This is a genomic window from Cronobacter condimenti 1330 (genome assembly GCF_001277255.1).
Taxonomy (GTDB): Bacteria; Pseudomonadota; Gammaproteobacteria; order Enterobacterales; family Enterobacteriaceae; genus Cronobacter; species Cronobacter condimenti.
The window spans coordinates 2,270,666-2,296,560 of record NZ_CP012264.1; the positions used below are offsets into that span (position 1 = coordinate 2,270,666).

Below are 25,895 nucleotides of genomic sequence, written 5' to 3' on the forward strand. Positions count from 1 at the left end.
CTTTAATAACGTTACAATTAACGCATTCGCATCATTGAGCCGATGCGCACGCCACTGTATTACGTGAAACCATGATGGAGGGTAGAATGACCTGGCGGGTTGTTGATTCTGTAGTAAGCACCGACACCAATTCTGTATTTACGTTAATTGCCTCGCGACAATCCATCAAACGGATCCTCTGGTATAAAGCGACATTTTATTTATCTACTGGCGATAATGTCTCCATCGCAGGTGAAGCAATAACCGTGAATGACCAATCCGTGACGTTAACGCTCTACCGCACCCTTTCCTATAACGCCGACTTCTGGCAAACCCTTTTACGTTGTAATACCCACTGTCCCGGCAATCAACAACAACAGGTGCATCGCTGCGCTTACCGGCACGCCTGTAAGCTGCTGTTTTGCCCGTTTCAATTGCATTAACCCATAAGGCGTTTCACATAGTATTTCCCGCTGTCGCATGGGAAAATCCTGATTCGATACGTTGTCTTAGCGACGTGGTAATGTCTTATTCCTTTCAACAAACAGGAATTCATGCCGGTGAAAACCCTTTTGAATACCGCTCTGCTTGCGCTGGCATTAAGCGCCGTTTGCGTACAGGCAGAGGAAATCACCCACAGTGCGGCCGCTGATGCCTGTATCAAACAGGCCGGTGAAAACAGCAGTGACTGCCTTGAAGCCGCAGGGCTAGCGTCAGACAACCAGCTCCGACAGGCGTTTGATGCCAAAATAACTGAGCTGCAAAATTTTGACTACACCCGCTGGCCACAAGGTGACGAGGCCCGCCGCACGCAGATGGTGGAGGCGTTGAAAATCAGCCAGCAGCAGTGGACCGAGGCCCGGGACGCCTTCTGTACTGCCGCGAGCGCATCAGCCGCCGGGACGCCCTGGCTTAGCGCCCACGCGTTAAGCTGCGTCATGAAGATGAACCAGCGCCGCACCGAAGAGCTGGCGCTGATTCATCCACTGGCAGAACAGAAATAACGAAGATTTGAACGAGTTCGGCGTCAGTGCAACGCTGACGCCGTCTACGTTAATGCTTAAGAATATACATGGTGCGGCTGTAAGCTACGTCTTCAGGGTTATTAATGGGATAACCCTTCAGCCACGGCTTAATTAACCGGCCATTGGTGTACTGGTATATGGGGGCAATAGGCGCTTGCGAGGCAATAATGCGCTCGGCGCTGTTGTAATCGGCATTACGCGCGGTGGCGGAGGTTTCCTGCGCGGCCTGTTGCAAAATTTTGTCGTAATCCGGGTTATTGAAACGGGCGATATTGCCGCTATGGGTAGAAGACAGTAGCGACAGGAATGTTGACGGCTCATTATAGTCGCCAACCCACGAGGCGCGGATCACATCGAAATTCCCCGTATTGCGGCTGTCGATATAAGTCTTCCATTCCTGGTTTTTCAGCTTCACCTCCACCCCGAGGTTTTTCTTCCACATCGACGCCACGGCAATAGCGATTTTCTGATGGTTTTCGGACGTATTGTAGAGCAGCGTCAGATCCAGCGGGCGCGACGGGCCATAACCGGCCGCCTGCAACAGCGTTTTGGCCTGCGCGTTCAGCTCTTGCTGGCTCATCTCCTCCCATTCAGACGGTGCGGGCGTGAAGCCGGCTGTCACATCCGGGGTAAAGCGCCAGGCTGGCTTCTCACCGGTGCCAAGCACCTTTTCCGCCATCAGGCGGCGGTCAATGGTCATGCTGAGGGCAAGACGCACGCGGGCGTCCGCTGTCGGCCCTTTCTGCGTATTAAACGCATAGTAATAGGTGCCGAGCTGCGGTGGCGTAAAGACCTGGTCCGGGATCTCTTTTTTCAGCTTCTGATAGAGGTTTTTAGGGAAAGATTCGGTGATGTCGATATCGTTCGCCAGATAGCGTTTGGTCGCCGCAGACTCCTGATTGACCGGTAAAAAAGTCACCTGCGTCAGGACCGTTTTCGCGTGGTCCCAGTAGTGGCTGTTGGGAACCAGCACCAGCTTTTCATTGACCACGCGATCTTTAAGAACGAACGCGCCGTTGCCAACGAGATTACCCGGCCGCGTCCAGTCACCGCCCTGCTCTACGTTATTTTTTTTCACCGGGTAGAGCGCCACATTGGCCGCAAGAGCCGGGAACCACGGCAGCGGTTTATCCAGCGTTACTTTGAGGGTATGCGCATCTACAGCGCTGACGCCAAGCGTTGTCGGCGACTGCTTGCCATCGATAATAGCCTGCGCGTGCGTCATGCCCGCCAGCGAGAAAATCCAGGCGAAAGGCGACGTCATCTTAGGATCCACCATGCGCTGCCAGCTGTAGACAAAATCCTGCGCGGTCACCGGCGTGCCGTCAGACCACTGCGCGTTGTCGCGCAGTTTAAAGGTCCAGATGCGGTTATCACTGCTCTGCCACTGCGTTGCGACTCCTGGCACCAGTTCGCCTTTCTCGTTCTGGTTTACCAGCCCTTCAAAAAGATCGCGCAGCACCTGGATTTCCGGCAGCCCGACCGCTTTTGCCGGATCCAGCGACGCGGGTTCGTCTTTGAGATGACGCACAAGCGTCTGGTGTTCGGCAAGTACAGTGCCAGGCGGCACGTCGGCGGCAAAAGCCGTGGTCAGCGCGGTCGCGACGCATAATGCGCTCAGGGTGAAACTTACAGGAATTTTCATGAGGTCCTCGTTCTCTTTAGTCCCGCGCCGAACCGCTCTCTCCGGGCGCGCTGTCGGGGAATTATTTGTTGGATGAATATAAATTGCAAACCGCTGGCCCAGATTTTGCGTACTAACCCCGCGCCAGATCAACGTGTTAATGCCATGCCGCCCGCATCAGATGCCCACGAGCATTTGCCGTCAGGCTGTTGAATTTCGGCGGGTTGTCGTCAACACTCCTGTTATCTCCCTTTGATGGCGGCCCCTTATGACCACCCAGACCACGCTTCGACCCCGTGCCCAGCGCGGCCCCTTATCTGACGACGCCAGACGTTACGGCGAATCGGTGCTTGGCGCGCCGCTGCTTTGGTTTCCGGCCCCTGAGGCGCAACGCGCGCCAGGGCTTATTATCGCGGGCACGCATGGCGATGAGAACGCGGCGCTGGTGACGCTCTCCTGCGCGCTGCGCACCCTTGCGCCCGCGCACCGGCGGCATCATGTCGTGCTTGCGGTAAACCCCGACGGCTGCCAGCTTGGCCTGCGCGCCAACGCTCGTGGGGTCGATCTCAACCGCAATTTTCCGGCTGCGAACTGGCAGCCTGGTGAAACCGTTTATCGCTGGAACAGCGCCGCTGAAGCGCGCGATGTCACGCTATCGACCGGCGAAAAACCGGGTTCAGAGCCGGAAACCGCGGCGCTGTGTCAGTTAATTCATCAGCTGAAACCGGCCTGGGTCGTGTCGTTTCACGATCCGCTCGGCTGTATCGACGATCCTCGGCAAACACCGCTTGGCCAGTGGCTTGCCGGCGCGTTTGGTCTGCCGCATGTCACAAGCGTTGGCTATGAAACGCCAGGGTCCTTCGGCAGCTGGTGTGCGGATCTGGGGCTGACCTGCATTACCGCCGAGTTTCCGGCCATCTCCGCCGACGACGCCACTGAGCGTTATCTGGCGGCGATGACCGCGCTGTTGCATTACGACGATAACGCCTGAGGCCCGGCGTCGGGATGAAGATAAAGCTGACCTGGCGTGAAGCGTAAGGCGGGTTCGACATCCGCCGCAAGCCAGGTTGGCCCGTCGAGATCGGTGAAGCGCGCCTGCGGGATCAGCGGCAGTGCGGCACTGATTGCGCGTGAGGTGCAGAGCATACAGCCGAGCATCAGCGTAAACCCCTCCTCCGTCTCCTGGCGTGCCAGCGCCAGCGCTTCGGTCAGGCCACCGGTTTTATCGAGCTTAATGTTGATCATCTCATAGCGTCCGGCGAGGGTCTTCAGGCTGCCGCGCGTGTGGCAGCTCTCATCGGCGCAGATGGGCAAGGGATGAATGAAATTTTCCAGCGCGCGGTCGTCCGAGGCGGGCAGCGGCTGCTCCAGCATGTGGACACCAAGATCCGCGAGCAGCTGGCAACGCGCCGCCAGCCCCTCCGCATGCCAGGATTCGTTGGCATCGACAATCAGCGTCGCCTCCGGCACCGCTTCACGAATAGCAACCATGCGCTCGGTAATGAAGGTATCGTCGAGTTTGATTTTCAAAAGCCGCGCACCCTTATCCCACAGCAGCGCGGCATTAACCGCCATCTGCTCCGGCGCGCCGATAATCACCGTCTGGGCAGTAGCGTGCTTATCCGGCAGAGTGACAGATAAATGCGCCGCCAGCGTCTGTCCGGCGCGCTTGGCTTCCAGATCCCAGAGGGCGCAGTCAATGGCATTTCGCGCCGCGCCGGCGGGCAACAGGCGCTGGAGGCCAGCCCTGTCGAGCCCGGCTTCAAGCTGCGGGACTACCGTCATTATTTGCGCCAGCACTGACGCGACACTTTCACCGTAGCGCGGATACGGCGTACATTCGCCGTACGCACGCACGCCCTCTTCTTCCAGCTCCACCACGACCACCACCGCTTCACTGCGGCTGCCGCGGGCAATCACAAACGGCGAATGAAGCGGCCAGGCTTCCTGATACACGTTTACGCTTCTCATTATTTTCCTCGCAACGGGCTTTGCCTCAGTATAGCGGCTGGAAAGTTAGCCTGCCGGGACAGTTTTTTATATTCATCGCTGACGGGATCACATACACTAGCGGCGACGTTAACTATATGTAAACAGGAAGATAACTATGTCACAAATCGTCTATTTCCAGGGCAATCCGGTTTCCGTGGTAGGTCAGATCCCGCAGGCTGGCAGCAAAGCGGCGCCGTTCAGCCTGGTGGCAAAAGATCTGTCTGACGTCTCACTGAGCCAGTTTGCCGGTAAGCGTAAAGTGCTGAACATTTTCCCGAGCATCGACACCGGCGTTTGCGCCGCGTCCGTGCGCAAATTCAACCAGCTGGCAACCGGTATGGAAAATACCGTGGTGCTGTGCATCTCTGCTGACCTGCCATTCGCACAGTCCCGCTTCTGCGGCGCGGAAGGCCTGAGCAACGTCATTACCCTCTCCACGCTGCGTAACCCTGAATTTGCCGCGTCTTACGGCGTTGGCATTGAAGAAGGCGCGCTGAAAGGCCTGACCGCGCGCGCGGTGCTGGTGGTCAATGAGAATGATGAAGTGGTATTCAGCGAGCTGGTGAATGAAATCACCCACGAGCCGAACTACGACGCGGCGCTGAACGCGCTGAAAGCGTAAGCTTCAGTTTAAAAAAAAGCCTCCGCATGCGGAGGCTTTTTTGTGGGTGCGTTATTCTTCGCCCTTGCGCTGGCTTAAGCCGTATTCGCGCAGTTTGTTCGCGATGGCCGTATGCGAGACACCGAGACGTTTGGCAAGTTTTCGGGTACTCGGATAACTGCGGTAAAGCTGGGTCAGCACCGAGCGCTCGAAGCGGCGGGTAATGTCGTCAAGCGAGCCTTCCATCGCCTCTTCGCCGACCGGCAGCGCGGCGGCGTCGAAATCCGGCAACAGGATATCCTGCGGGCGCAGTTCATAACCTTCAAGCTGTGTCAGCGCGCGATAAATCGCATTTTTCAGTTGACGCACGTTGCCCGGCCAGCCGTAGCGTGTCAATACGCTGCCGAGATCGCTTGCCAGTTTCGGGCGCGGTACGCCCTGTTCATCGGCAAAGCGCGCCACGAACATTTCGGTGAGCGGCATGATGTCCTGCGGACGGTCGCGCAGCGGCGGCAGGTTCAGCGTCAGCACGTTCAGACGATAATAGAGATCCTCACGAAACGCGCCTTTTTGCACCAGTTCCACGAGGTTTTTCTGCGTTGCACAGATTACGCGCACATCAACATGCACCTCATGCTCTTCACCCACCCGGCGGAACGTGCCGTCGTTGAGAAAACGCAGCAGTTTGGCCTGCATCCTCGGTGACATTTCACCGATTTCATCAAGCAACACTGAACCGCCGTTAGCCTGCTCAAAAAAGCCTTTTTTCCCTTCGTGTGCATTGGCGTAGGCGCCAGGCGCATGACCGAACAGCTCGCTTTCCACCACATCTTCAGGAATAGATGCACAGTTGAGCGCCAGATACGGTTTATCCGCGCGCGGGCTCGCCAGATGACATGCGTGAGCCAGCAGATCTTTGCCGGTGCCGGTGTCACCGGTGATGAGCAGCGGGGCGTTCAGCATCGCGAGTTTACGCGCCTGATCTACCACCTGCTTCATGCGCGGGCTGACAGCGATAATATGGCTGAACGCATGCAGATCCTGGCTTGTGAGGTTTTGCAACTGCCGCCCCATGCGCACGGTGGAGCGCAGCATTACCACCGCGCCGGTCAGCACGCTCCCGCCGCTCTCTTCTTCCAGATGCACAGGCGTAATCTCCAGCAGGAAATCCTGGCCGTTGATCACCACATGTTCGGTGTGGGAGTCCGCCGGGCTACTCTCTAGCCAGCGCTGGAAATTAACGCCATTAATCAGGCTGCCGGCGGTATGGTTACGCAACCGTGCTTCGCTCTGGCCAAACAGCGCGCAGCTGGCGGGGTTGGCAAGCTCGATTTTGCTTTTCATATCGACTGAGAACACCGGCTCCGGCAGCGCTTCTAACAGCGCACTCAGCGAACGATGCTCACGCTCTGAGGGCATCCACGGCACGGTGCGCACGTCGGTGACGCCGGGAATACGGCGGATTTCCGCCATCAGGCTGCTGAAGGCATTAAATTCCAGCGTGGAAAAATTGAGATAGATTCGCCCGATCGGGTCGATTTCAATACCGCGCAAATCGATACTGCGCAGCACCAGGAGATCGAGTAATTCACGGGTCAGACCGAGGCGGTCTTCACAAAACACTTCAAGACGCATGGCAGCACCTTCACGCATTGAGCCAACGAATGGCGAGATAATACTTCAGATGCCGCAGCCGGGGGAGTGCTCTGTCAACAAAAATTGACAGACTGCGGTAAAAAGCGGCGTCATGCTGTAAACCTGAGCAGGCATGACGCCCTTGGGCTTAGTCGTCGCGCTCGCGCTTCTGCTTTTGCAGCGTCGCTTTCACTTCCGTGAGCAACTGGCGGCGGAAATCGCCGAGGCGCGGCTTGTCATCCTGGGTCCAGGGAAGCGGCCGACAGAGTTCCATCGCCTTCACGCCAAGGCGCGCGGTGAGTAGCCCCGCGCCAAGCCCCTGCGCCACCCGCGCCGAGACGCGCGCGGCAAGATCCTGTGACATCCAGTCAAGGCCGACTTCACGCACCATCTCGCTCGCGCCTGCGAAGGCCATATTCAGCAACACCAGGCGAAACAGGCGAATGCGGCTGTAGTACCCAAGCTCAATGCCATATATCGCAGCGATACGGTTGACCAGCCGCAGGTTGCGCCAGGCGATAAACGCCATATCCACCAGTGCCAGCGGGCTGACGGCAATCATCAGCGTCGATTCCGCCGCCGAGCGGCTGATGGCGCTGCGCGCCTGGACATCCAGCACCGGCTGAACAATCTGCGCGTACAGCGTCACCACTTCGCGATCGCTGTGGGTTTCATGGATGGCGGCATGCCAGCGCGCCAGCGCCGGATGGCTCTGGGTCAGCCCCGCCTGCTGGGCGAGCTTTTCACAAAACGCGCGCGCCTTGCCATTACCGTGGCTTGCCAGAAGCTCGCGCGCCTCGTCACGTTCTACGGCGCGCTCACGCAGCCGGTAAAGCCGCCGCCACTCGCTTGCCAGTGCGCCGACGCCTGCCGCGACAATCAGCCCACCCGCGACACAGCCGCCGAGCGCTATCCAGTCCTGCGTGCGCCAGGCGTTCATCGCCCACTGTGCGCCCTGCGCCACGACGCTTACGCCAAACAGCCCAAGCCCCGCCGTCACCATGCGCCGCCACAGGCTGCGCCGGGGTCTAAGGGCGTTTTCCACCACCTGTTCCGGCGCATCGGCGGCCGCCATGTCTTCTTCCGCTACCGGAATAAACTGTTGCGCCTGCGCCTCATCAAACGCCTGGGTGGCGCGCAGTGTCGGCCCCTGTTCCGGGCGCAGCGGCTCGTCAAATTCGCGTCGCGGTTTAATCTCGCTCATCGCAGTTTGTCTCCTGTTAAAAACTCCAGCACCGCGTCCAGGCGGATATGCGGCAAGGGCCGGTCAACATCCATCACGCGCGGGCGAAACGCCTCGAACTGAAAGCCCTGCTGCTGCCAGAACGCGCTGCCGGGCAGACGAGCGGGCACATCGCCCGGGTAGATTGTCAACGGCGCGCCGTCGCTTAAGCGATGCCCGCGCAGCGCAGGCACCTGCTCACCATGGCTTTCTACCATGCCGCTTTCGGTCGCCTGTATCGACGCGATGCCCATGCAATCCATTTCGATGCCTTCAAAGGCCGCGTTTTGCCACGCTTCCTGTACCAGTTGTGAGAGCAATGAGACCAGATTCGCATGCTGATCGTGCGTGACGTGATCTGCTTTAGTGGCAGCGAACAGTAGCTTGTCGATGACCGGCGAGAAGAGTCGTCGAAACAGCGTACGCTGCCCGTAATGGAAACTTTGCATCAGTTGGGTGAGCGCAAGGCGCATATCGTTGAACGCCTGAGGCCCACTGTTCAGAGGCTGCAGACAATCCACCAGCACGATCTGACGATCAAAACGCAGAAAATGATCGCGATAGAACCCTTTCACGACCTTTTCGCAATAATAATGATAACGCTCGCGCAGCATGCCGATATTGGTGGTTTTGGCCGCCTGCGCGAGTTTCGTCTCGCCTGTCTCATCCACACCTGGCCACGGGAAGAACTGGAGTACCGGCGCGCCCGCCAGATCGCCTGGCAGCACAAAACGTCCCGGCTGAATAAAATGCAGTCCTTCACGTTTGCATTGCAGCAGGTAATCCGTCCAGGCTTCGGCTATCTCCGCCAGGCGATTTTCATCCCCCGGCGCGAGCGGATCGAGCCCTTCGCAAAGGCTGCGCCAGCGCTGCGCCCATCTGGCCCTGTCGCCCTGTAACAGGCCGGTCATCTGACGAGACCAGCTCAGGTAATCCTGCGCCAGCATCGGTAAATCGAGCAGCCATTCGCCGGGGTAATCAACAATGTCGAGATAGAGAGTGGAAGTATCCCTGAAGTGGCGCAGTAGCGAATCCCGAGACCGGTAGCGTAGCGCGAGACGAATTTCGCTGACGCCACGCGTCGGCGTCGGCCAGGCGGGTGGCGTGCCGTAAAGCTGCGCCAGGCCTTCGTCATAGGTAAAGCGCGGCACGCCCATATCCTGCTGCGGCACGCGACGAACGCCAAGCAGGCGCTCCTCACGCACCGGCGTAAAGAGCGGTAACCGCGCGCCGGTATTCACCGATAACAGTTGATTCACTAGGGCGGTGATAAACGCGGTTTTCCCGCTGCGGCTCAGACCCGTTACGGCCAGGCGCAGATGCCTATCTACGCTGCGATTCATCAGCGCCTGCATTTCACTTTGAAGTTGTTTGATCATATCCCTTCGCCCCGATGCGTTATTTCCTCTGATAGTAACAGGTAAGGCCCGATCCCGGCGATTCAAGCGCCGCTAACGTCGATTTACAAAAACGGGCTGCATGGACAGCCTGCCGGGGCTTCAGTAAGATAATTTTCAAATCGATGTGATGGAGCACGGTCGAATGTCCCCGACCATTTACGATATTGCCCGCGTGGCGAAAGTGTCGAAATCGACCGTGTCGCGCGTCCTGAATAATCAGACTAATATTTCCGACGCGGCGCGAGAGCGGGTATTAAAAGCCATTGAAGAATTGCAGTATCAGCCTAATAAACTGGCGCGCGCCCTGACCTCTTCCGGCTTTGACGCCATCATGGTCATTTCCACCCGTTCCACAAAAACGACGGCCGGTAATCCCTATTTTTCCGAAGTGCTGCACGCGATTATGGCGCGGGCGGAAGAGACTGGCTTTGACGTTATTCTTCAGACATCACGTAATAGCGAAGATGACCTGCAGAAATGCCTGACGCGTATTCGCCAGAAAATGATCAAAGGCATTATTATGCTGAGTTCACCGAGGGATGAAACGTTTTACGCGCGTCTTGATGCGTGCGGTATTCCCGTGGTGGTGATCGGTAACGTCGCGGGCGAGTATCAGCATATTTGTTCGGTAGATACTGATAATTACCACGACAGCATCGCGTTAACCGATACCCTGATTGCAAAAGGCTGTCAGCGCATCGCCTGCCTGCACGCCCCGCTGGACTATCATGTGTCAGTTGACCGTCTTGCCGGGTTTCGCGCGAGCCTTGCGGCGCATCAGCGCGTTGACGATCCTGCGCTTGTTGTTGATGGTGGTTATACCCAGGAAAGCGCGCTGGAAGCCGCACGCCAGCTGTTAGCCATGCCCGAACCGCCGGATGCGGTATTCGCGACCGACAGCCTGAAGCTGATGAGCCTCTACCGCGCAGCCGCCGAGCGCGGCATTATCATCCCGGATGCGTTAATGGTGGTCGGCTACAGTAATGAAACGCTGTCATTTCTGCTCACCCCGCCGCCCGGCGGTATTGATATTCCCACCCGGCAATTAGGCGATGTCAGCAGCGCGCTGCTGTTTGCCCGTATCGCCGGAGAAAGCGTGCCCGCCAGAACGCATATTCCCACCAGGATGATTTAAAAAATAAGCTCCGCCTGATGCGGAGCTTTTCTTATTCTCTTTCACTTCAGGCAATCGCTATTTCTGAGTCGCTGTCGAAGAGATGACATTTATTCATATCGAAGACAATGGGGATACGCTGATCGGCCTGATAATCTTTATCGGCGCTGGCGCGCACCACCATTTCATGTCCGCCGACGGTGGCGTAGAGCATAAATTCCGCACCGGTTAATTCAGCGACCGTAATTTTCGCTTCGATGGCATTTTCACCCGTTGCGCCTGGCATAATATCTTCCGGGCGAATGCCTAATATGACAGCCTTACGTTGATAGTCGCTGGTATTAATTTGCGCAAGTTTACTGGCTGGCAGCGGCAACTTAAGGGTTTCAGTAACAAAATAGTCGCCGTCAATCGCCCCGCGAATAAAATTCATGGCAGGCGAGCCAATAAACCCCGCCACAAAAATATTTGCCGGACGGTGATACACCTCTTTGGGCGCGCCGACCTGTTGTACAATGCCATCTTTCATAATGACAATGCGGGTCGCCATCGTCATCGCTTCTGTTTGATCGTGGGTGACGTAAATCATCGTTGTATTGAGCTTCTGATGAAGCTTGCTGATTTCCGCACGCATCTGCACGCGCAGCTTGGCATCGAGATTGGAAAGCGGCTCATCCATCAGGAAGACGCCCGCTTCGCGTACAATAGCTCGCCCAAGCGCCACGCGCTGGCGCTGGCCGCCCGACAGCGCCCCCGGTTTGCGTTTAAGGTACTCCTTAAGCCCGAGGATTTGCGCCGCCCAGGTGACACGCTCTTCAATGACTTCCGGTGCGACTTTCTGCATTTTCAGCCCGAATGCCATGTTGTCGTATACCGTCATGTGCGGATAGAGCGCGTAGTTCTGGAAGACCATTGCAATATTGCGCGCTTTGGCAGGCACATCATTCATACGTACGCCGTCGATGAGCAGCTCGCCGCCGCTGATGGCCTCAAGCCCGGCTATCATGCGAAGCGTGGTCGATTTTCCGCATCCCGATGGCCCGACGAAGACAATAAATTCTTTATCGGCAATCTCCAGATTGAAGTCCTTAACAACGTGAACCTGGTTGTCATAAATCTTCTGAATGTGTTTTAACGAAAGTTGAGCCATACCCTATCCTTATTGGCAGCGCGTCGCCGCGCGCCGTTGTTGATTCCAGAATGCGTGAAGCCGCGACCAGGTCAGTTGAGCAGTATCATCCAGCCGAAGCTGCGCGCCTTGCAGCCCCGCGCCAATCCCGACGGCCGTCATTTTGCAGGCATTAATGGCGTCAATGCCTGCCTGGGCATCTTCGATACCGATACAGCACTCAGGCGCAACCCCCAACCCCGAACAGGCAGCCAGAAAAATTTCCGGGTCCGGTTTTGAATGGGTTAACCGGGCAGCATCGGCACAAAAATCAAACTGCGAGGCAAGCTTCAGCGCGCGCAAAATCGTGGGCGCGTTAAGCGATACCGAGGCGAGCCCCGTTGCGACGCCTTCCTGGCGCAGTGCTGCCAGTAACGACGTGATGCCCGGCAACACGGCGTGCGGCGTCAGCGTGCGTAAAGCCTCGACATAACAGGCGTTTTTTCGCGCCGCCAGCGCCGCTTTCTCTGCCGCACTGAACTGTGTGCGCTTCCCGCCATACACAAGAATGCGCTCAAGCGAATCCATTCGGCTGATGCCCTTGAGCTGTTGATTGAAAGATTCATCAATAGTGATGCCAATTTCCGACGCCACTTGTCGCCAGGCGATAAAGTGCAGATGCGCGGTGTCGGTTATTACGCCATCAAGATCGAAAATCACTGCATCAGGTTTCATTGCGCCTCCTTGCGCACCGCAGGGTCGCTAAGGACAAAAGCCGTTTCACCTTTTGCCACGACCACAACATCGTTGATAAGCAGCGTCACGGGTCTGTCGCAGACTACGGTTACGGTGTCCTGGGTAATAACGAAACGCAGCGTGCTTCCCTGCCAGCAGAAGGGGAAGGCAAGCCGTTGCCAGTGAGGGGGAAGTGACGGCGTCACGCAAAGCAGACCTTGTTTTACGCTGATGCCTGCGAAACCCTGCACCGCTCCGAGCCATATCGCCCCGGTCGCCGCGGCATGAATGCCGTCGTCGCTGCTGTGTGGGGCATTGCCCAGATCAATCTCACAGCCTGCCCGCCAGAATCGGTAAGCATCGTCACACCGACCGCAGCGGGCGGCCACGATGCCGTGAATGGCTTTGCTGAGCGAGGAGTCGTGAATCGTCCGCGGCTCGTAATAATCAAGGTTGGCGGCAAGCGTGCCGGTATCAAATCGCCACGGCAGCATATAGAGCAGCATGACGACATCCGCTTGCTTGAGGATTTGCATGTCGTTTACTTCGGCGCGCGAATAGTCCAGCAGGACAGACTGATTGCCAGCGTGCTCGCGGTAGCGCGTGAGATCGATATCCGGCTTGCTGAAAAAGGTGTCGTCCTGCGGGATCACGCCGTCGGCGCGCGGAGCGGGCAGGTACAGCCGTGCGAGAAAATCTTCACACTGCGCCGTGAAATCATCATCCGGCACGCAGAGATGGCGGCGAAGCTCACATGCCAGCCTGACATTGTCGTGCGCCAGGTAGCTGGTATAGGCGTTATTATTGATATGTTCGGTGTATTCGTCAGGGCCGATCACATTAAGCAATTCCAGCCGCCCGTTAACCGCCTGCGCACGACTGAGCCAAAAACGCGCGGTTTCTTCCAGCAATGCGCGTCCTTCCCGCGCCATAAACACCTCATCACCGGTAGCCTGCCCGTACGCCGCCACAGCCCAGGCGATATCCGCCACCAAATGATGTTCCGCCTCGGCGGAGGCCACCTTCTGCCGCTCCCCGGTACGGATGTTGATGGCGGCAAACGCCGGCGTTTCTTCATCCCCGCTGCGCGCGCTCTCCCATGGAAACAGCGCGCCCTGCCATCCGCCGCGCGCTGCTTTGCGTTTCGCGCCCGCCAGGTTCAGCCAGCGGTAGCGCAATAGCTGACGAGCTATTTGCGGCGCGGTATGCAGCTGAAATGGCAGCAGAAAGACCTCGGTGTCCCAGAACACATGGCCTTTATACCCTTCGCCCGTCAACCCTTTGGCTGCGATGCTGCTGCGTTCGTCATGACGTGGCGTCATGGCATGCAGGTGATAGAGCGCGAAATCGAGCGCTTGTTGATCTTGGCTGCAAGTGCCCTGCACCTCGACGCGTGCGTGTAACCACCAGTTACGACGGGCCTGTAAGGATTCTGCCAGCAGCGCATCAAAACCTGCGCTGACGCACGCGCGCAGCGCGGTAAGCGCGGGTGCCACGGCGTTGTCATCCGGCCCGTCGAGTGACGCACAGACCCAGGCACATTTCTCAAGCGTAAATGGCTCACCTTTGCCGACTGTCTGCTGCGTATGCTGCAATAAGCGCCGGTTTTTTGCGGAAAAACTTACCTGCGCCTGTGGGCTGACGCGACATGCGCAACCGAGGATGACGTCGCTGACATTATCGAGTGTGCGGTAGCGGCCCTGCAGATAGCTATTTTCAAACACGCGCAACTCGCGCTCTGCCAGATGTTGCCGCCCGCTGTTGGTTTGCGTCGCGTCGATGCCGGTGGCAACCCGGATCGTAGCCGTGCCGTCGAGCGGTGTAATCGCAAGCCGCAGGCCCAAAAAACCCAGCCGCGCAGCGGAGACAAACCGCGCGCTGTTGATGGCGAAGCGTTGCCCCTGCGGCGAGCGCCACAGCACCTCACGTGTCAGTGCGCCGCTTTCAAAATGGAGTTCACGGCGGTAGGCAAGAATTTCACCGCTAAGGAGACTGAAAATGTCACCGTTCAGTTCGATATCCATACCGACCAGATCCGGCAGGTTGACCAGTTCATTGGTTTCGCCCTCACCTGCCCCGTGGTACAGGCCTGCCAGAAACATACCGCGCGTCTGGGTGGTGTAAGGCTCCTCATGCGTGGCGCGCACACCGAGCGCGCCGTTGCCTGTCGCCATCAGCGTGGCGTATTTATTGTGACAATGCGGGTCAAAGCGCGCTTCGACCAGCGTGGTTAATGGATTCATAGTTCAACGCACGTCCCTGTTTCTGCCGCCTGATAGATGGCCGCCACCAGCCGCTGGATCTGCCAGCCTTGTTCGCCATCCGCAATCGGCGCGGGTTTGCCCTGCACGCTGTCGAGAAAGGCCTCCATACTGCGCCGATGGCGTTGATCGTCCGCTTTCTCACGCTGCAACAGCGTTAAAAGCTCACCGTCATTATCCTGATAAATATGGGCTGGAAAGAGCGTGGCCCCGGCTTTCTCACCGCAAAACTCCACGTTCATGATGGATTGCGGCGCGATATTCAACGCAAAAGAGGTTTCAAGGCGCAAAATGCCGCCGCTTGCGAACGTCAGCGTCGCAAACAGCGCGTCTTCCACCGTGTAATGTTGAGGATCCCAGTGGCCAAACTGCCCGCTGCTTTTGGTGGTGCCAAGTTTCTGGAACGAATGGGCCGTCACGCGCGCAACCGCAGGAAACCCCAGGACAAACATCGCAGCATCGAGCATGTGCACCCCGATATCAATCAGCGGCCCGCCGCCCTGCAGCGCTTTATTAGTGAACACGCCCCATCCCGGCACGCCGCAGCGGCGCAGCGCCCGCGCGGTAGTGACATAGACATCGCCAAGCGTGCCGTTCGCCACCTGCTCGCGGAGCAGCCGGGTATCGCGCGCAAAACGGTGATGGAAATCGTAAGCCAGCACGCGTCCGGCGCGTCGGGCAGCCTCGCGCATCTCATCGGCCTGCGCAGGGGTCATGGCTGGCGGCTTTTCGCACATAACATGGCACCCTGCCGCCAGCGCCTGCATCACATGCTCATAATGAAAACGGTTCGGCGAGCAGACGCTGACCACATCAGGGCGAATCTTTGACAACATCGCACCGACATCGGCGAAAATGTGCCTGATAGCGTGGCGTTCTGCGAACGCCTGCGCCTGTTCAGGGCGGCTGTCACAGACAGCCGCCAGTTGCACTTCTTCGCGCGTGCGGTAAAACGAGGCATGAACGTTATCAGCCACCTGTCCGGCGCCAATAATGGCGACCCTGAGTAGCGAGTTTGGGTAAGCACTCATTTCGCACGCCGCCTCTTAGCACTGACGCAGAAAATCGAGCGATTGCCGGTAAGCCTGCGCCGGATCCTCTGCCCGTATGCGGCACTCGTACACGAGATAGCCGTCATAGCCATCGGTGCGCAGCTGGTTGAACGCCGCGCGGAAATCAATAGCCCCGCTGCCGGGCTGGTAGCGGTGGTTGTCCGCTACGTGAACGTGGCCCAGCAGATCGCGATGGTCATGAAACGCGGCGCAGAGGTTATCCTCCTCAATATTCATATGGTAGAAATCACCGATGATCCTGACATGCTTCAGGCCGCCTTCGACGATATAACGCCGGGCGTCGGCCAGCGTGTTGATCATGTGATCCTGATAGCGGTTAAGCGGCTCCAGGAAAACGCAGGTGCCTGTGCGAGCGGCAACTTCGTCGAGATAGCGCAGCGAATCACTGACCGCTTTTCTGTCGCCCGCCAGGCTTCGCGGCGATTTCATTGGCGGCAGGCGGAACGTAAACATGCCCCAGGCGGCAGGCACGACAATCCCTTTACCGCCGACGTCTGCCAGCGCCTCCATAATCCGGGTGATTTGCGCAAGCCCGTTCAGGCGGCGCTCTTCGATAAAATCCCCAATCCAGCCGTCATAACCGCCGCAGGCGCTGGTCACCGGCAGACCCGTCTCTTTGATGGCCGCTTTGACCTCGTTAAGGTTATCTACCAACAACTTGCCGTCGATTTCAAAACCCTCAAACCCCATGGCCTTGATATAGCGGAATTTCTCAAGGATCGTTTCCGGGAAAAAAGCCTGATTTTGTGTTGCGATTTTCATTGTGGTTTCATCCATGAATTAAAAAGTGACGCCCATTTTGATACTCAGTTCAGGGTGCTTATCGACATACTTCATGTAGCTTTCCGCGCTCTGCGCGAAAGTGACCACCGGGTCTATCAGATCCTCACAGTCGAGATAGCCGTTCATCAGCAGCGCCCAACAGGTCTCTTCGATACGTTTGCGGTTCCAGCGTGGATAATCGGGGTTTGGCTCACTACAGGCGCGGGAGAAGATGATTTTCGCGTTGTTAAAGTGCGCTTCGCGCCCAAAGTTGAGGCTGGTAAACGGCTTGGCGAACGCCACGTAGGAAATAGTGCCGCCATAAGCGATGCCGCGCAGCGCCGCCTGCAGCGCATCGGCATGGCCGCTCGTTTCGATAATGACGTCAGCACCCTGCTTACCGGTGAGCTTTTTGATTTCAAGCCCGATATCGGTGCCTGCCGGAGTGAACGTGTAGTCTGCGCCGTGACGGCGCGCAATGGCGCAGCGGTGCTCAATAGGATCAACCCCAATCACCACTGACGCGCCTGCTTTTTTGGCAAGCTGAATGGCTATCTGGCCGATAGCGCCGAGCCCGACGACCACGACGAAATCCCCGACGCGCACATTACCGTCACGCACGCCGCTCATGGCGAACTGTGCCGGGTCGTAGCAGACGGCATTTTTCCAGCTTGCGTCCTGCGGCATTTTGCGAAGCTTATAGTTATCAATGCCGTTGACGATGACGGTTTCCATCAGCGGACCGTAAGTGCAAACCCTGTCGCCTACGGCATAGTCGGTGACCTGCGCACCGCACTCGATAATGTCCCCGACGACCATATTCCCGAGCTGAAAGTGGCCAAACTCAATGCCGCGCGGCGCGTCTGCAGGACGCGGCGTAAAAAGCTGCCATTCGCTGGAAAACGCTTCGTCAATAAATGGACTGGCGGCACGAAAGTCCACCACTTCGGTGCCGTGTTTTGGCGCACCGAAGCGAACGCGGATTTTGACTTCGTTATCCGCCACCTTGCTATCCTGATAATCCACCAGCGCGGCGACGCGCGGTGCCTGAGCAACTAATTTTTTCATTACTTTCTCCCTGAAAATGACCCGGTCAGCCCTTAACGCCGCCGTCGGTCAAACCACTTTTGATAAAACGTTCGGAAAGCGCGTACATCACCACAACCGGCAACGCGGTCACGAGCGAAGCCGCCATCATGCGACCCCAGATGTAATCAGGCGTGCTAAAGAGCGTGTTAAGCCCGACAGGCAGCGTGAAATTCGAGGCGCTGGAGAGGAAAATCGAGGCGAAGAGATAGTCATTCCACGCCACCATGAAGCAATAGACGAACACTGAAACCAGCCCGGATACCGCTAACGGCACGGTGATCCGAAAGATGATCTGCAGCCGGTTTAATCCATCCATCATCGCGGCTTCTTCTATTTCATCCGGTATGGTGTCGAAGTAGCTTTTGAGCATGAACACGGCGGTCGGCAAGGTCTGCGTCACCATGGTCACGATGATGGCAAGTTGGGTGTCATAGATGCCAAGCGCGGTGATGATTTTGAAAAGCGGTACCACCAGCAAAATGCCGGAAAACATGTACACCGCGTAGAAGCTGGCGTTAATGGTCATTCGACCTTTAAAGCGCAGTTTCGAGAGTGCGTAAGCCCCAAGAATGCCGATGAACACCGCGACGCCTGACGCGATAACCGACACCACCAGGCTGTTTCGAAAATAGGTGACGAAGGGAAAGATAATCGGGTTAAAGATGTCGAGGTAGTGTGCGAGCGTCCAGTGCTGTGGAAACAGCGTCGGATGCAGCGATATAGCCTCTTTTGGGCTTTTGAACGAGGTCATTAGCATCACGAAAAAAGGCAGCAGCGTCGCTATCAGGAACAGTGCAAGGCCGAGATAAAACCCGACGCGGCGTAACAGACGGTTATTTGTTGCCATGGAGATTCACCCGGTTTCTGGTAATCAGGATCACTGCGAAAATGATGATGAACAGCACGACGGAGATCGCGGCTGCTTTGCCAAGGTCGTTAAATGCGAAGGCGGTTTTGTAGAGATAAACCCCCAGGATATCGACCTTGCTGGTGAGCAGATACACGTCGGCAAACATGTAGAACATCCAGATGGTGCGCAGCGTCACGACCGTCGCCAGCACCGGCATAATCGCGGGCAGCGTTACGATGCGAAACCGCTGCCAGGTGCTGGCACCGTCCATTTCCGCCGCCTCGTACAGCGATTTGTCGATCGTCTGCAAAATGGCCAGAAACGAGATAAAGGCATACGGGAAATAGCGCCAGATGGCGAACAGCACGACCAGAACAAAGCTGCTGGACGGGTTATCGAACCACAGCGGCGCGTGCTGATAGAGGTGCAGCAGGTCGCCTGCTATCCAGTTCACGATGCCGTAGCCGTTGTTGAACATGTACTTCCAGGCGAACACCAGTGAGATGGATGGCGTGACATAGGAGAGGATCACGAGCGAGCGTGCCGTTTTACGAAACCGGAACTCGCGGTTGAAGAAGATAGCCACCGCCAGCCCAAGCGCGGTGCTCCCAATGACAACCAGCGCCGTATACCAGAATGTCATCCACAACGAGTGCCAGAACCCTGGATCGGCCAGGATGTTCAGGTAGTTCTCAAGTCCGGTGAACTGCGACGGCAGTCGGGGATTGAGCGGCAGACGTAAGAAGCTGATTTCAACATTCGATATCATCGGCCACGCCACCAGGCCGCCCAGCAACAGCAAGCTGGGGGCCAGAAGCAGCATCGCGAAGGGCAGATCAGCGCTGCCTGACGGTAATTTTTTCATAAGTGCCATTTCCTGCGTCGGGTTCACGGTCTGGCGACCATCGCATCAAGGCGTTTTTGCCCGTTAGCCAGTGCCGTCGCTGGCGACGCGCCGCCAACAGTGACGCTGTTGACCATTTCGTTGATCACACCGGAACTGGTGACATCTCCCATGCGGGCGAAGTTTTTGTCACCGACCGAGCCGAAGATTTGCACGTTGGGATACTGCGCGATGAGCTCGCGAGTGAGCCCACTGAAGGCTTTGATAACCGGGTTTTGCTGGTAGACGGGCGTTTCTACGACCGCTTTATTCACGGGTAGCGCCGCGCCTGGCGACATCAGCACCCAGTCGGCGGCGTTTTCAGCCTGCTCCATAAAGACCACGAATTTCTTCGCGGCTTGCGTTTCTTCTTCGCGCTGCCCGGCCGTGATGGTAAGCGAGGTCAGCATGCCGTAGACGGCGGAGGATTTTTTCGTCGGAACGATAAATCCGAGATCCTGTGGGTCACCCTCTTTGTATACGGCAGGCAGAATGTAAGTGGAGTAAATCGCCATCGGCGCGGTGCCGTTCATAAAGGCGTCTTTAATTTCCATCACGTCGCTGGAGCCTGGCATAGAGAGCGCGGCGAGCTGGCGGTAATATTCCAGCGCCTCACGCATCTCAGGGGTGTCGAGCGTGATGTTGCCGTTAGCATCAAAGGCATTGGCGCCGTTTGAGAGCGCAAATTGTGAAAACGCCTGTTCCGTCATGACGCTTTCCGCCGTCGGCAGCGCGATTCCATATTTTTTATCGGAGGGTTTATTAAGCAGCGTGGCGGCGTTAAGCAGTGACAGCCAGTCCTGCGGTTCGGCGATCCCTGCCTGCGCTAAGCGGGCTTTACGATACCAGACGCCTTGTAACCACGAACTTATCGGCACTCCGGTCCATGCTGTGCCGTCTTCAGTCCGCACGATGCGTAGCACGCCGTCAAAGAACTGCGTCTCGCCCACTTGCGTGATGGCGGCCTTGATAGCATCACGATCCAGTAGCTGTTCTTTGTCCATCACCCTGGCATAGTCATGGCTGATTTCAATGACCTCTGGCAGCGCACCGGAACGGGCGAGCGTAGTCACTTTGGTGTTGTAGGCATCCTCTTCTACCGGGACCTGTTTCACCGTGATATCCGGGTTTGCCTTTTCAAAACGGGCAATAAGCTGCGTAATGACCGCCTGACGCTCCTGTTCAACCGACGAGTGCATAAATTCAATGACGACATGATCTTTTTTCTCATCGTTACAACCTGAAATCAGGGCGCACGCAACCAGTGCTGAAATCAGCACGCTGTTGTTATTTCGCATATTAAGTCCTTTTAGGCTTTGCTAAGCCACATTGCTTGCCAGGGGGCGAGAGTCAGTGAGTCGTTATTTACTGTTACGCCAGAAAGTAATTCACGCAGCCCGTTTGCGTTAAAGGGAATTACTTGCACGCTATCGCTCACATTAAACAACGCCGTAACCGGCTCACCTTTTTCGGGGGTGCGAATTATTTCCATAATACTGTCATTAATACAGCGAGCGGAGAAGGCGCTATCAGGATGGAAAGCCGCATACTGGCGACGCAGCGTGATTAATTTCCCAAGTTGCTGCAAGGTGGCGTGACGTAAACCGCCTTCGTTTTTAAGCGCGTCGTTAATTTCCGCTTCGGTATATTTCTGGCGATTAATAGCCCGGTTATAACCGAGCCTTTTTACGCCGGCGTCATCGTTGCGCGAGCCAAGAATGCTTTGAATATAAATCGCCGGTACGCCCGGAAACGTTAATAGCAGCGCGTGGGCCAGCAGAAAACGAGCCAGGCGCTGTGCATCGGTGTCTGCGCGCGCGCTGAGTGCATCCATATACGTCACGTTTATTTCGTACGGGCTTCGGCTGCCGTCCGGGTTATTTTTCCAGTTTACCCGCGCACCTTCGGCCTGTAATGCCTCTACCAGCGCCACAATTTCCGCCTCTGGCAGAATACCGCGAAGCGGATTCAGCCCAATGCCGTCATGAGAGGCAAGAAAATTAAACCAGGTAGTTTCCCCGACGCGTTTTTCACTGAGGTTCTGCGCCCACTCACACAAGGTGCGGGCGCACGCGGTATGAATTGCGTGTAGCACCAGCGGCGGCAGCGGGAACTGATAGACCATATGAGCCTCATCAAACCCATTGCCGAGATACGCGATATTGTCTTTATGCGGCACGTTGGTTTCGGTGATGATCACCGTACCGGGCGCGACGGCATCCACAATCGCGCGGAAAAGTTTCACTAACTGGTGTGTTTTTTCCAGATGGATACAGGACGTTCCAGGTGTTTTCCACATAAAACCGACCGCATCCAGCCGAATATATTGCGCCCCTTCGCGAAGGTAATGTAGCAGCACATCAACCATGGCCAGCAGCACGACCGGGCTTGCGAAATTAAGGTCAATCTGATCTTCGCTAAACGTGGTCCACAGATGTTTTACACGCCCGTCGTTAAGCGTAAACGGCGTTAATAATGGCAATGCGCGGGGCCGGGTAACCGCAGATAAATCGGTGTCTGGGTCCACGGCAATAAAGAAATCTTCATAACCGGCCTTTTGCGCGAGCCAGGCGGCAAACCAGTCGCTTTGCGCGGAAATATGATTGCAGACAAAATCGAACATTAGCCGTGCGTGGCGGCCAAGCCGTGCAATATCGTCCCAGTCACCGCACAGCGGGTCGACACGATGGTAGTCCACCACGGAAAACCCGTCGTCAGACGACCATGGATAGAACGGCAGCAAATGGATATGTGAAAAATACGGTGTTAACCAGCACTCAAAGACCCGCTGTAAGGTGGCGAGGCGTTTTTCACCCGGGGCGCTGAATTGATCGGCATAGGTAATTAATACAACGTCCGTTTCATCCCAGCCCTTTTTACGTGGCATGCTTATTTCATTACGCGCTTGCGTAATATGTTTTTCCAGCGTACTAAACTGTTGCTCGTTAAAATTATCGCCGTAAATATTCGTAACCAGCGTTTTAATTGCCTGAATATTTAATGCATCGTTTGTTATTTTTTCCATTGATAACATTTCTCATGGTAGCGGTCCCACGCAGAAAGGCTACTCCCGGCAAAATGGTGTGTCAACGCGAGTAAAGTTTGCTTTTAGGAATTAAACTCGGTTTCCGGAAAGGAGCGTGAGTAATTGTGAAGTAGCGCAAAAAAGCCAGAAATCAGGAAAGTAATAAGGGGTATGGAGCGGATTTTAAAAAGACGACCGCATACCGCCTATGAAGCCGTTTCATTCAGCCTGGATTGAGCCAGACTCACAGGCCATGATACCCTGTTAATCTCAGCGTGAGTATGGGCAATAATGTAGGGAGCCTATAGTCAAAAACGTTATCGCTTTATTCGTCATCCGCAGCACGTTTATAAGCAAGCCAATCATTCCAGACGTTTTCTGGGTCAACGTCAGAATAGCCACGGCTCTCATTCATTTTTAACGCCACGTCTTCAGGCATTGCCATCGCGGTTGCATTGTCGCGTAGTGTTTCAACTTCATCACGGGTCAAGTCGCGCCCCAATGCTTTTTCTTTTGCAGCCAGCAAAACGATGAGCGCAGGGATAAATACCAGTGTCATTTTTACCTTCTTAAATGATGGGGCAAAAAGGTTCTGTAGATCACAAGAAACAGAACGCTTGTAGTCGAAGCGATAATAACTGAAGGCGCAGAGTGCAGGAACACAACAAAGCCCGAGGGGCTCGGGCTATTTGCGGGAAGGTTTATTGATATAACGCGCGAAGACGCGTCGGGCGAGACGGTTCAGTAAGGGCTCCAGCGCAAAGGCCAGGGCGATTTTCAACGGGCGACGAGCAACGGATTTTATCGCCCAGCCGGCAAACCCCGCCGGGCCGTAGCGTAGCGCCGTCATCAACGCAAGCTTTCCGGCGATTTTAAGACCCGGCTTTGCGCGACGCGAGACACGCTGCCAGCGAGTGGTCGAATTCATGGCGACTCCTTTAATACCGGGGGCATCGCCCCCTGTAGTGTCATTATAGCTGGCGGAACCGGCTACGCAGCGAGAAGGCATCCGAGGTGACATAGCGCTCCATCGTGCGAAGACGCTGCTCCCCGGCGGCAAGTTCGACATCAACCGCATTCAACAGCTCGCTGCTGGTCGGTGTACCCTCCCCTTCCTGCGACTCATCAAGCGGATCGAGCGCAAAGGTCAGCACGATGTAGGCCACAATCGTGATAAAGAACAGCCCAAAGAGCATTGAGAGCACAGTAATCAGCCGGACAAGTTTCACCGGCACATCGAGATAGTGCGCAATACCGGCGCACACCCCCTTTACCATGCCCTCACGAGGAAGGCGTCCCAGCTTTTTGCCGCTAAACGTGCGCGTCATCATTGATTTCTCCAGTTCGGGTGCTCGGCGTCAAGAATTTGCTCCAGTGCATGAATACGCTCGCGCATACGCTGGGCTTCTTCATTTAACTGCGCCAGACGCTGTTGCTCGCTTTGGGAAAGCGCGTCGCGGCCCGACCGGTTGGTGTAATGCAGCCACAGCCAGACGGGCAGCACGAACAGCACAAACAGCGTTAAAGGAATAGCCAGAAACAGTGCACTCATGTGTTCTCCTTAGATGTAGATAATGCGACGACTTGCGCCGCCGCGCTCCTTGTCGACATGGGCGATTATTCGCCGTCGCGCTGCTGCACTTTCGCTTTCAGCGCCGCCAGCTGTACGCTGATGTCATCATCAGCTTTCAGCTCGGCAAACTGCTGATCGAGCGATTTCTGCTTACCAAAGCCGTGGCTTTCCGCTTCGGCTTCCATCTGATCGATACGGCGTTCGAAGGATTCAAAACGCGCCATCGCCTCATCGATTTTTCCGCTGTCGAGCTGACGGCGAACATCGCGTGAGGAAGATGCCGCCTGATGACGCAGCGTCAGCGCCTGCTGGCGGGCACGGGTTTCGCTGAGTTTATTCTCAAGCTCGCCGATTTCCTGTTTCATCCGCGCCAGGGTTTCATCAAGCTGCGTCGCTTCATCTTCCAGCGTACGGATAATGTCCGTCAGTTTTTGTTTCTCAATAAGCGCAGCGCGGGCCAGATCGTCTTTATCTTTACGCAGTGCCAGCTCGGCTTTTTCCTGCCATTCGGCCTGCTGTGCGTTCGCCTGCTCAATACGGCGCGCTATCTGCTTCTTCTCTGCCAGTGCACGGGCAGAGGTAGAGCGCACTTCTACCAGCGTATCTTCCATTTCCTGAATCATCAGGCGGACCAGTTTTTGCGGATCTTCAGCCTTCTCCAGCAGGGAGTTAATGTTGGCGTTCACGATGTCGGCAAAACGAGAAAAAATACCCATAATTTCATCCTCTACTTAGTAAGACGGGCAAAGCCCTTGCTGCTGTACTTAATACAATTGTTGTGCCAACTTTTTAACGCATTGATTTTATTAACCAACCTCAACTGGCCCGATCCGTACAACCAGGCTAGAGTAGTGATATACGCTACTAAATAGTGAATTTCATCATGGCCGAATACAAAGATAACCTTATTGGTGAGGCGAACCGCTTTCTGGAAGTGCTTGAACAGGTCTCACAGCTTGCGCCGCTGGATAAACCCGTATTGATTATTGGTGAACGCGGAACGGGGAAAGAGCTCATTGCGCATCGCCTGCATTATTTATCACGCCGCTGGCAGGGGCCGTTTATCTCACTCAACTGCGCGGCGCTGAATGAAAACCTGCTGGATTCAGAACTGTTCGGTCATGAGGCAGGCGCGTTTACCGGCGCGCAAAAGCGGCACCCGGGACGTTTTGAGCGCGCCGATGGCGGCACGCTCTTTCTGGATGAACTGGCCACCGCGCCGATGCTGGTCCAGGAAAAGCTGCTGCGCGTGATTGAGTATGGGGAGCTGGAGCGCGTCGGCGGCAGTCAGCCTTTGCAGGTAAACGTACGGCTTATCTGCGCCACCAACGCAGACCTGCCCCAACTTGTGGAAGAAGAAAAATTTCGCGCCGATCTGCTCGACCGCCTCGCATTTGATGTGGTGCTGCTCCCTGCCCTGCGTGAGCGCGATGCAGACATTATGCTGCTTGCCGATCAGTTCGCCATCCAGATGTGCCGCGAACTGGGCCTGCCGCTCTTCCCGGGCTTTACCGAACGCGCGCGTGAGACGCTGCTCGGCTATCGCTGGCCCGGTAATATTCGCGAACTGAAAAACGTGGTGGAGCGCTCGGTCTATCGCCACGCCAGCAGCGACGAGCCCGTCGATAACATTATTCTCGATCCGTTTCGCCGTGAAATGCCGCCTCCTACGCTGCGTGAGGCGCCGGATGCAGCCGCAAGCGGCCCGACGCTTCCGCTGAACTTGCGTAAATGGCAGCATGAAGAAGAGAAACGGCTGCTTGAAGAGAGCCTGAGAGCGGCGAAATATAACCAGAAACATGCCGCCGAACTGCTCGGCCTGACCTATCACCAGCTCCGGGCGCTGCTGAAAAAACATGAAATTCGCTAAGGGCGGATACTTTTAACCCAAACGCCCGCAGAGTTTTTTACGAAGCTGGCGTAAGTGCGATACACTTTGCCTGG

26 protein-coding genes are annotated in these 25,895 nt (G+C 56.4%); 6 read left to right on the forward strand and 20 right to left on the reverse strand.

The window, feature by feature from the left end; translation table 11 throughout:
* Positions 1-86 precede the first annotated feature (86 nt).
* On the forward strand, positions 87-422 hold the full coding sequence (gene iraM / locus AFK62_RS21160) for an anti-adapter protein IraM (protein WP_007675487.1): 336 nt from the start codon (positions 87-89) through the stop codon (positions 420-422).
* 117 nt (positions 423-539) lie between these two features.
* Entirely contained in the window at positions 540-983 is a 444-nt protein-coding gene (locus tag AFK62_RS10350; protein WP_032984550.1) for a lysozyme inhibitor LprI family protein, read from the forward strand.
* 49 nt (positions 984-1,032) lie between these two features.
* Here AFK62_RS10350 and AFK62_RS10355 read toward each other — a convergent pair whose 3' ends face one another.
* On the reverse strand, positions 1,033-2,649 hold the full coding sequence (locus AFK62_RS10355; RefSeq protein WP_007675490.1) for a peptide ABC transporter substrate-binding protein: 1,617 nt from the start codon (positions 2,647-2,649) through the stop codon (positions 1,033-1,035).
* A 247-nt stretch (positions 2,650-2,896) separates the two neighbouring features.
* On the opposite strand from AFK62_RS10355, the gene mpaA reads away from it, so the two are divergent.
* Complete coding sequence (gene mpaA, locus AFK62_RS10360; protein ID WP_007675491.1) at positions 2,897-3,619, forward strand: murein tripeptide amidase MpaA; 723 nt, start codon at positions 2,897-2,899, stop codon at positions 3,617-3,619.
* Here mpaA and ycjG read toward each other — a convergent pair.
* Positions 3,601-4,599: an L-Ala-D/L-Glu epimerase gene (gene ycjG, locus AFK62_RS10365; protein ID WP_032984547.1), complete on the reverse strand. Its 999-nt coding sequence runs from the start codon at positions 4,597-4,599 to the stop codon at positions 3,601-3,603. The two genes, mpaA and ycjG, sit on opposite strands and share 19 nt — an antisense overlap.
* A 136-nt stretch (positions 4,600-4,735) precedes the next feature.
* Here ycjG and tpx point away from each other — a divergent pair, with 136 nt between their 5' ends.
* Positions 4,736-5,242: a thiol peroxidase gene (gene tpx / locus AFK62_RS10370; RefSeq protein WP_007675493.1), complete on the forward strand. Its 507-nt coding sequence runs from the start codon at positions 4,736-4,738 to the stop codon at positions 5,240-5,242.
* Between the two features lie 51 nt (positions 5,243-5,293).
* Here tpx and tyrR read toward each other — a convergent pair whose 3' ends face one another.
* From tyrR to AFK62_RS10385, 3 genes are all read right to left on the reverse strand, one after another.
* Positions 5,294-6,856: a transcriptional regulator TyrR gene (tyrR, locus tag AFK62_RS10375; RefSeq protein WP_053531893.1), complete on the reverse strand. Its 1,563-nt coding sequence runs from the start codon at positions 6,854-6,856 to the stop codon at positions 5,294-5,296.
* 148 nt (positions 6,857-7,004) lie between these two features.
* On the reverse strand, positions 7,005-8,060 hold the full coding sequence (locus AFK62_RS10380) for a YcjF family protein (protein WP_007675502.1): 1,056 nt from the start codon (positions 8,058-8,060) through the stop codon (positions 7,005-7,007).
* Positions 8,057-9,457, reverse strand: coding sequence for a YcjX family GTP-binding protein (locus AFK62_RS10385; RefSeq protein WP_007675505.1), 1,401 nt, complete (start codon positions 9,455-9,457; stop codon positions 8,057-8,059). Before AFK62_RS10385 ends, AFK62_RS10380 begins: the two co-directional genes overlap by 4 nt.
* A 163-nt stretch (positions 9,458-9,620) precedes the next feature.
* On the opposite strand from AFK62_RS10385, the gene AFK62_RS10390 reads away from it, so the two are divergent.
* Entirely contained in the window at positions 9,621-10,613 is a 993-nt protein-coding gene (locus AFK62_RS10390) for a LacI family DNA-binding transcriptional regulator (RefSeq protein WP_007675507.1), read from the forward strand.
* 46 nt (positions 10,614-10,659) lie between these two features.
* On the opposite strand, the gene AFK62_RS10395 is transcribed toward AFK62_RS10390, so the two are convergent.
* The 15 genes from AFK62_RS10395 to pspA all read right to left on the reverse strand — a co-directional run bounded on the left by AFK62_RS10395 (position 10,660) and on the right by pspA (position 24,667).
* Entirely contained in the window at positions 10,660-11,742 is a 1,083-nt protein-coding gene (locus AFK62_RS10395; protein WP_007675510.1) for an ABC transporter ATP-binding protein, read from the reverse strand.
* A gap of 9 nt (positions 11,743-11,751) precedes the next feature.
* Positions 11,752-12,435 (reverse strand): beta-phosphoglucomutase, encoded by a 684-nt coding sequence (gene pgmB / locus AFK62_RS10400; protein WP_007675513.1) that lies wholly within the window; start codon positions 12,433-12,435, stop codon positions 11,752-11,754.
* The gene (locus tag AFK62_RS10405; RefSeq protein ID WP_007675516.1) at positions 12,432-14,678 is read right to left on the reverse strand and encodes a glycoside hydrolase family 65 protein; all 2,247 of its coding nucleotides are present in this window, start codon (positions 14,676-14,678) and stop codon (positions 12,432-12,434) included. The genes pgmB and AFK62_RS10405 overlap by 4 nt, the downstream gene beginning before the upstream one ends.
* Positions 14,675-15,727 (reverse strand): Gfo/Idh/MocA family protein, encoded by a 1,053-nt coding sequence (locus AFK62_RS10410; protein ID WP_007675519.1) that lies wholly within the window; start codon positions 15,725-15,727, stop codon positions 14,675-14,677. The genes AFK62_RS10405 and AFK62_RS10410 overlap by 4 nt, the downstream gene beginning before the upstream one ends.
* A 15-nt stretch (positions 15,728-15,742) precedes the next feature.
* Positions 15,743-16,531, reverse strand: a complete 789-nt coding sequence (locus tag AFK62_RS10415; protein WP_007675521.1) for a sugar phosphate isomerase/epimerase family protein — start codon at positions 16,529-16,531, stop codon at positions 15,743-15,745.
* A gap of 18 nt (positions 16,532-16,549) precedes the next feature.
* Positions 16,550-17,599: a zinc-dependent alcohol dehydrogenase gene (locus AFK62_RS10420; RefSeq protein WP_007675524.1), complete on the reverse strand. Its 1,050-nt coding sequence runs from the start codon at positions 17,597-17,599 to the stop codon at positions 16,550-16,552.
* A gap of 25 nt (positions 17,600-17,624) precedes the next feature.
* Complete coding sequence (locus tag AFK62_RS10425) at positions 17,625-18,467, reverse strand: carbohydrate ABC transporter permease (protein WP_007675527.1); 843 nt, start codon at positions 18,465-18,467, stop codon at positions 17,625-17,627.
* A complete protein-coding gene (locus tag AFK62_RS10430; protein WP_007675532.1) occupies positions 18,454-19,335 on the reverse strand; it encodes a carbohydrate ABC transporter permease in 882 nt (293 codons plus the stop codon). Before AFK62_RS10430 ends, AFK62_RS10425 begins: the two co-directional genes overlap by 14 nt.
* Before the next feature lie 23 nt (positions 19,336-19,358).
* Entirely contained in the window at positions 19,359-20,651 is a 1,293-nt protein-coding gene (locus AFK62_RS10435; RefSeq protein ID WP_007675535.1) for an ABC transporter substrate-binding protein, read from the reverse strand.
* 11 nt (positions 20,652-20,662) lie between these two features.
* Entirely contained in the window at positions 20,663-22,378 is a 1,716-nt protein-coding gene (locus tag AFK62_RS10440) for a sugar phosphorylase (RefSeq protein WP_053531894.1), read from the reverse strand.
* Between the two features lie 325 nt (positions 22,379-22,703).
* Positions 22,704-22,937, reverse strand: coding sequence for a hypothetical protein (locus tag AFK62_RS10445; protein ID WP_007681431.1), 234 nt, complete (start codon positions 22,935-22,937; stop codon positions 22,704-22,706).
* Positions 22,938-23,063: 126 nt separating this feature from the next.
* Positions 23,064-23,306 (reverse strand): phage shock protein PspD, encoded by a 243-nt coding sequence (pspD, locus tag AFK62_RS10450; RefSeq protein ID WP_007681429.1) that lies wholly within the window; start codon positions 23,304-23,306, stop codon positions 23,064-23,066.
* A 43-nt stretch (positions 23,307-23,349) separates the two neighbouring features.
* Complete coding sequence (gene pspC, locus AFK62_RS10455) at positions 23,350-23,706, reverse strand: envelope stress response membrane protein PspC (protein ID WP_032984926.1); 357 nt, start codon at positions 23,704-23,706, stop codon at positions 23,350-23,352.
* Complete coding sequence (pspB, locus tag AFK62_RS10460; protein ID WP_007681426.1) at positions 23,706-23,930, reverse strand: envelope stress response membrane protein PspB; 225 nt, start codon at positions 23,928-23,930, stop codon at positions 23,706-23,708. The genes pspC and pspB overlap by 1 nt, the downstream gene beginning before the upstream one ends.
* A gap of 65 nt (positions 23,931-23,995) precedes the next feature.
* Entirely contained in the window at positions 23,996-24,667 is a 672-nt protein-coding gene (pspA, locus tag AFK62_RS10465; RefSeq protein ID WP_007681425.1) for a phage shock protein PspA, read from the reverse strand.
* A gap of 167 nt (positions 24,668-24,834) precedes the next feature.
* Between pspA and pspF the strand changes: the two genes are divergently transcribed.
* Positions 24,835-25,821: a phage shock protein operon transcriptional activator gene (gene pspF, locus AFK62_RS10470; RefSeq protein WP_007681424.1), complete on the forward strand. Its 987-nt coding sequence runs from the start codon at positions 24,835-24,837 to the stop codon at positions 25,819-25,821.
* Positions 25,822-25,895 lie beyond the last annotated feature (74 nt).

What these genes read in the sequence shown, in the direction of transcription:
- AFK62_RS10380 (WP_007675502.1), bottom strand. Translation starts at nt 8,060, where the DNA reads ATGAGCGAGATTAAACCGCGACGCGAATTTGACGAGCCGCTGCGCCCG.
- AFK62_RS10420 (WP_007675524.1), bottom strand. Translation starts at nt 17,599, where the DNA reads ATGAAAAAATTAGTTGCTCAGGCACCGCGCGTCGCCGCGCTGGTGGAT.
- AFK62_RS10390 (WP_007675507.1), top strand. Translation starts at nt 9,621, where the DNA reads ATGTCCCCGACCATTTACGATATTGCCCGCGTGGCGAAAGTGTCGAAA.
- pspA (WP_007681425.1), bottom strand. Translation starts at nt 24,667, where the DNA reads ATGGGTATTTTTTCTCGTTTTGCCGACATCGTGAACGCCAACATTAAC.
- pspD (WP_007681429.1), bottom strand. Translation starts at nt 23,306, where the DNA reads ATGAATTCGACCACTCGCTGGCAGCGTGTCTCGCGTCGCGCAAAGCCG.
- AFK62_RS10440 (WP_053531894.1), bottom strand. Translation starts at nt 22,378, where the DNA reads ATGGAAAAAATAACAAACGATGCATTAAATATTCAGGCAATTAAAACG.
- AFK62_RS10355 (WP_007675490.1), bottom strand. Translation starts at nt 2,649, where the DNA reads ATGAAAATTCCTGTAAGTTTCACCCTGAGCGCATTATGCGTCGCGACC.
- AFK62_RS10410 (WP_007675519.1), bottom strand. Translation starts at nt 15,727, where the DNA reads ATGAGTGCTTACCCAAACTCGCTACTCAGGGTCGCCATTATTGGCGCC.
- pspC (WP_032984926.1), bottom strand. Translation starts at nt 23,706, where the DNA reads ATGACGCGCACGTTTAGCGGCAAAAAGCTGGGACGCCTTCCTCGTGAG.
- AFK62_RS10405 (WP_007675516.1), bottom strand. Translation starts at nt 14,678, where the DNA reads ATGAATCCATTAACCACGCTGGTCGAAGCGCGCTTTGACCCGCATTGT.
- pgmB (WP_007675513.1), bottom strand. Translation starts at nt 12,435, where the DNA reads ATGAAACCTGATGCAGTGATTTTCGATCTTGATGGCGTAATAACCGAC.
- iraM (WP_007675487.1), top strand. Translation starts at nt 87, where the DNA reads ATGACCTGGCGGGTTGTTGATTCTGTAGTAAGCACCGACACCAATTCT.
- AFK62_RS10425 (WP_007675527.1), bottom strand. Translation starts at nt 18,467, where the DNA reads ATGGCAACAAATAACCGTCTGTTACGCCGCGTCGGGTTTTATCTCGGC.
- AFK62_RS10385 (WP_007675505.1), bottom strand. Translation starts at nt 9,457, where the DNA reads ATGATCAAACAACTTCAAAGTGAAATGCAGGCGCTGATGAATCGCAGC.
- AFK62_RS10445 (WP_007681431.1), bottom strand. Translation starts at nt 22,937, where the DNA reads ATGACACTGGTATTTATCCCTGCGCTCATCGTTTTGCTGGCTGCAAAA.
- tyrR (WP_053531893.1), bottom strand. Translation starts at nt 6,856, where the DNA reads ATGCGTCTTGAAGTGTTTTGTGAAGACCGCCTCGGTCTGACCCGTGAA.
- AFK62_RS10435 (WP_007675535.1), bottom strand. Translation starts at nt 20,651, where the DNA reads ATGCGAAATAACAACAGCGTGCTGATTTCAGCACTGGTTGCGTGCGCC.
- ycjG (WP_032984547.1), bottom strand. Translation starts at nt 4,599, where the DNA reads ATGAGAAGCGTAAACGTGTATCAGGAAGCCTGGCCGCTTCATTCGCCG.
- mpaA (WP_007675491.1), top strand. Translation starts at nt 2,897, where the DNA reads ATGACCACCCAGACCACGCTTCGACCCCGTGCCCAGCGCGGCCCCTTA.
- pspF (WP_007681424.1), top strand. Translation starts at nt 24,835, where the DNA reads ATGGCCGAATACAAAGATAACCTTATTGGTGAGGCGAACCGCTTTCTG.
- tpx (WP_007675493.1), top strand. Translation starts at nt 4,736, where the DNA reads ATGTCACAAATCGTCTATTTCCAGGGCAATCCGGTTTCCGTGGTAGGT.
- AFK62_RS10430 (WP_007675532.1), bottom strand. Translation starts at nt 19,335, where the DNA reads ATGAAAAAATTACCGTCAGGCAGCGCTGATCTGCCCTTCGCGATGCTG.
- pspB (WP_007681426.1), bottom strand. Translation starts at nt 23,930, where the DNA reads ATGAGTGCACTGTTTCTGGCTATTCCTTTAACGCTGTTTGTGCTGTTC.
- AFK62_RS10395 (WP_007675510.1), bottom strand. Translation starts at nt 11,742, where the DNA reads ATGGCTCAACTTTCGTTAAAACACATTCAGAAGATTTATGACAACCAG.
- AFK62_RS10415 (WP_007675521.1), bottom strand. Translation starts at nt 16,531, where the DNA reads ATGAAAATCGCAACACAAAATCAGGCTTTTTTCCCGGAAACGATCCTT.